Here is a 3,256-nt window from a genome sequence, read left to right on the forward strand (position 1 = left end):
GTGGTGGTTTCTCGTGATCTTTGACAGGTGAATCGGAATGGTGTGTTGAGTAGCCCTGGTGGCTGCTGATGCGCTGGCATGCTTTCGGGTATGCTGTGCGTGTTGGTGGTGATCTGGGGTTTGAGTAGAGTTGTTCTCGGTGTTGCTGCCGTCCGGTTGGACGCGCGGGTTCTGGTGATGATCTGGGGCGGATGTTCTGGGTCGTGTTGGTCCTGCGTGCGGGCGGTGGAAGAAGTTGAGTGAAAGAAGGGCGTTCGGTGGATGCCTTGGCGCCAAGAGGCGATGAAGGACGTGGCACGCTGCGAAAAGCCGCGGGGAGATGCGAGCGATCGTTGATCCGCGGATGTCCGAATGGGGAAACCCCTCCTTTATGGAGATCTGCACCTGAATACATAGGGTGTGGAGGCGAACCCGGGGAACTGAAACATCTCAGTACCTGGAGGAAAAGACATCAACAGAGATTCCCCTAGTAGTGGCGAGCGAACGGGGAGCAGGCCAGTGGTTTTGCTGGGAGAAGCCGAAGGATCTGGAAAGGTCCACCGCAGCGGGTGATAGTCCCGTAGGCGTAGTGCTCAGCAGGATCCTTGAGTAAGGCGGGGCACGTGAAACCCTGTCTGAACATGGGGGGACCACCCTCCAAGCCTAAATACTCCTTGGCGACCGATAGTGCACAAGTACCGTGAGGGAAAGGTGAAAAGCACCCCGACAAGGGGAGTGAAAGAGACCTGAAACCGAGCGCTTACAAGCAGTCGGAGCCCCCGTTGTGGGGTGACGGCGTACCTTTTGTATAATGGGTCCGCGAGTTCGTGTTGGCAGCAAGCTTAAGCCGTGAGGTGTAGGCGCAGCGAAAGCGAGTCTGACAAGGGCGCTTGAGTTGCCGGCATGAGACCCGAAACCGAGTGATCTAGCCATGGCCAGGCTGAAGGTGGGGTAACACCCACTGGAGGGCCGAACCCACGCCTGTTGAAAAAGTCGGGGATGAGCTGTGGCTAGGGGTGAAAGGCCAATCAAACTCGGAAATAGCTGGTTCTCCGCGAAATCTATTGAGGTAGATCGTCAGGTGGTCACCGCCGGAGGTAGAGCACCGGAAGGGCTAGGGGGGCCCAAAGCCCTACCAAACCCTACCGAACTCCGAATGCCGGTGAGTGTAGCCTGGCAGACAGACAGTGGGTGCTAAGGTCCATTGTCGAGAGGGAAACAGCCCAGACCACCGTCTAAGGCCCCTAATTCGTGGCTAAGTGGGAAAGCATGTGGGACGGCCAAAACAACCAGGAGGTTGGCTTAGAAGCAGCCATCCTTTAAAGAAAGCGTAATAGCTCACTGGTCTAATAGCTGTTCTGCGGCGAAAATGTAACGGGGCTCAAGCCACGAGCCGAAGACGTGGGTTCAGCGCAAGCTGAGCGGTAGCGGAGCGTTCCGTAGGCCTGCGAAGGGAGACCCGTGAGGGCTCCTGGAGGTATCGGAAGTGCGAATGCGGACATGAGTAGCGACAAAGAGGGTGAGAACCCCTCTCGCCGAAAGTCCAAGGGTTCCTGCGCAAGGCCAATCCGCGCAGGGTGAGCCGGCCCCTAAGGCGAGGGCGACAGCCGTAGCCGATGGAAACAGGGTGAATATTCCCTGGCCCCCCAGATGTGACGACCATGAAGCGCGGTCTCCTCTTATCGGATTGAGGGGGCAGGTGGATTGGTCCGGGAAATAGCACTGGGATTATGGACCGTACCCGAAACCGACACAGGTGGACTGGTTGAGTATACCGAGGCGCTTGAGAGAACCATGCTGAAGGAACTAGGCAAATTGCTCGCGTAACTTCGGGATAAGCGAGACCCCATGGCACGCAAGTGTTGTGGGGTGGCACAGACCAGGGGGTGGCGACTGTTTAGTAAAAACACAGGGCTCTGCGAAATCGAGAGATGACGTATAGGGTCTGACGCCTGCCCGGTGCCGGAAGGTTAAAGGGAGAGGTGAGAGCCTCGAACTGAAGCCCCGGTAAACGGCGGCCGTAACTATAACGGTCCTAAGGTAGCGAAATTCCTTGTCGGGTAAGTTCCGACCTGCACGAATGGCGTAACGACCTCCCCACTGTCTCCAGCATGGGCTCAGCGAAATTGAATTCCCCGTGAAGATGCGGGGTACCCGTGGTCAGACGGAAAGACCCTATGAACCTTTACTGCAGCTTGGCAGTGGCGCCAGGAAGGGGCTGTGTAGGATAGGTGGGAGCCGATGAAGCAGGGGCGCTAGCCTTTGTGGAGGCAACCTTGAAATACCACCCTGCGCCTTTCTGGCGTCTAACCGAACCCCGTTAGCCGGGGTCGGGACCCTGCCTGGTGGGCAGTTTGACTGGGGCGGTCGCCTCCCAAAGTGTAACGGAGGCGCGCGATGGTGGGCTCAGGCCGGTCGGACATCGGCTGTTGAGTGCAAAGGCACAAGCCCGCCTGACTGCGAGCGCGACAGCGCGAGCAGAGACGAAAGTCGGCCTTAGTGATCCGGTGGTCCCGCGTGGAAGGGCCATCGCTCAACGGATAAAAGGTACTCTAGGGATAACAGGCTGATCTCCCCCAAGAGTCCACATCGACGGGGAGGTTTGGCACCTCGATGTCGGCTCATCGCATCCCGGGGCTGGAGCAGGTCCCAAGGGTTCGGCTGTTCGCCGATTAAAGCGGTACGTGAGCTGGGTTTAGAACGTCGTGAGACAGTTCGGTCCCTATCTGCCATGGGTGTTGGAGACTTGAGAGGATCTGTCCCTAGTACGAGAGGACCGGGATGGACGCACCTCTGGTGCACCGGTTGTGGCGCCAGCCGCATCGCCGGGTAGCCAAGTGCGGAACGGATAACCGCTGAAGGCATCTAAGCGGGAAACCAGCCTCAAGACGAGGTCTCCCCAAGGGCCGTGATAGACCATCACGTTGATAGGCCGCAGGTGGAAGACGGGTAACCGTCGCAGCCGAGCGGTCCTAATCGCCCGATCGAACTCACTTCCTCCACCGCATGAGGGCTAATCCCCCTCACCGCACGCAGCACCAACACGTACCCTGCCCCCTCAACACACCATCCCCTCACCAACCCATCCGTCACCCCTTTGATCCGGCCCGGTGGCCTGGTGCCCCTAGCGAGTGTGCCACACCCGATCCCATCCCGAACTCGGCCGTGAAACCACTCAGCGCCCATGGTACTGCGTCTTAAGGCGCGGGAGAGTCGGTCGGCGCCAGGCCACCAGACCGGATCAAAAAACGGATACATCACCCACGCGGGGTGGAGC

2 rRNA genes are annotated in these 3,256 nt (G+C 58.9%); both read left to right on the top strand.

What is annotated here, in order from left to right:
* Positions 1-234: 234 nt before the first annotated feature.
* Positions 235-2,976, top strand: a 23S ribosomal RNA gene (locus FHS87_RS22945).
* Positions 2,977-3,093: 117 nt separating this feature from the next.
* Positions 3,094-3,208, top strand: a 5S ribosomal RNA gene (gene rrf, locus FHS87_RS22950).
* The last annotated feature ends 48 nt before the right edge of the window (positions 3,209-3,256 follow it).

The organism is Muricoccus pecuniae, assembly GCF_014199205.1.
GTDB lineage: Bacteria > Pseudomonadota > Alphaproteobacteria > Acetobacterales > Acetobacteraceae > Roseomonas > Roseomonas pecuniae.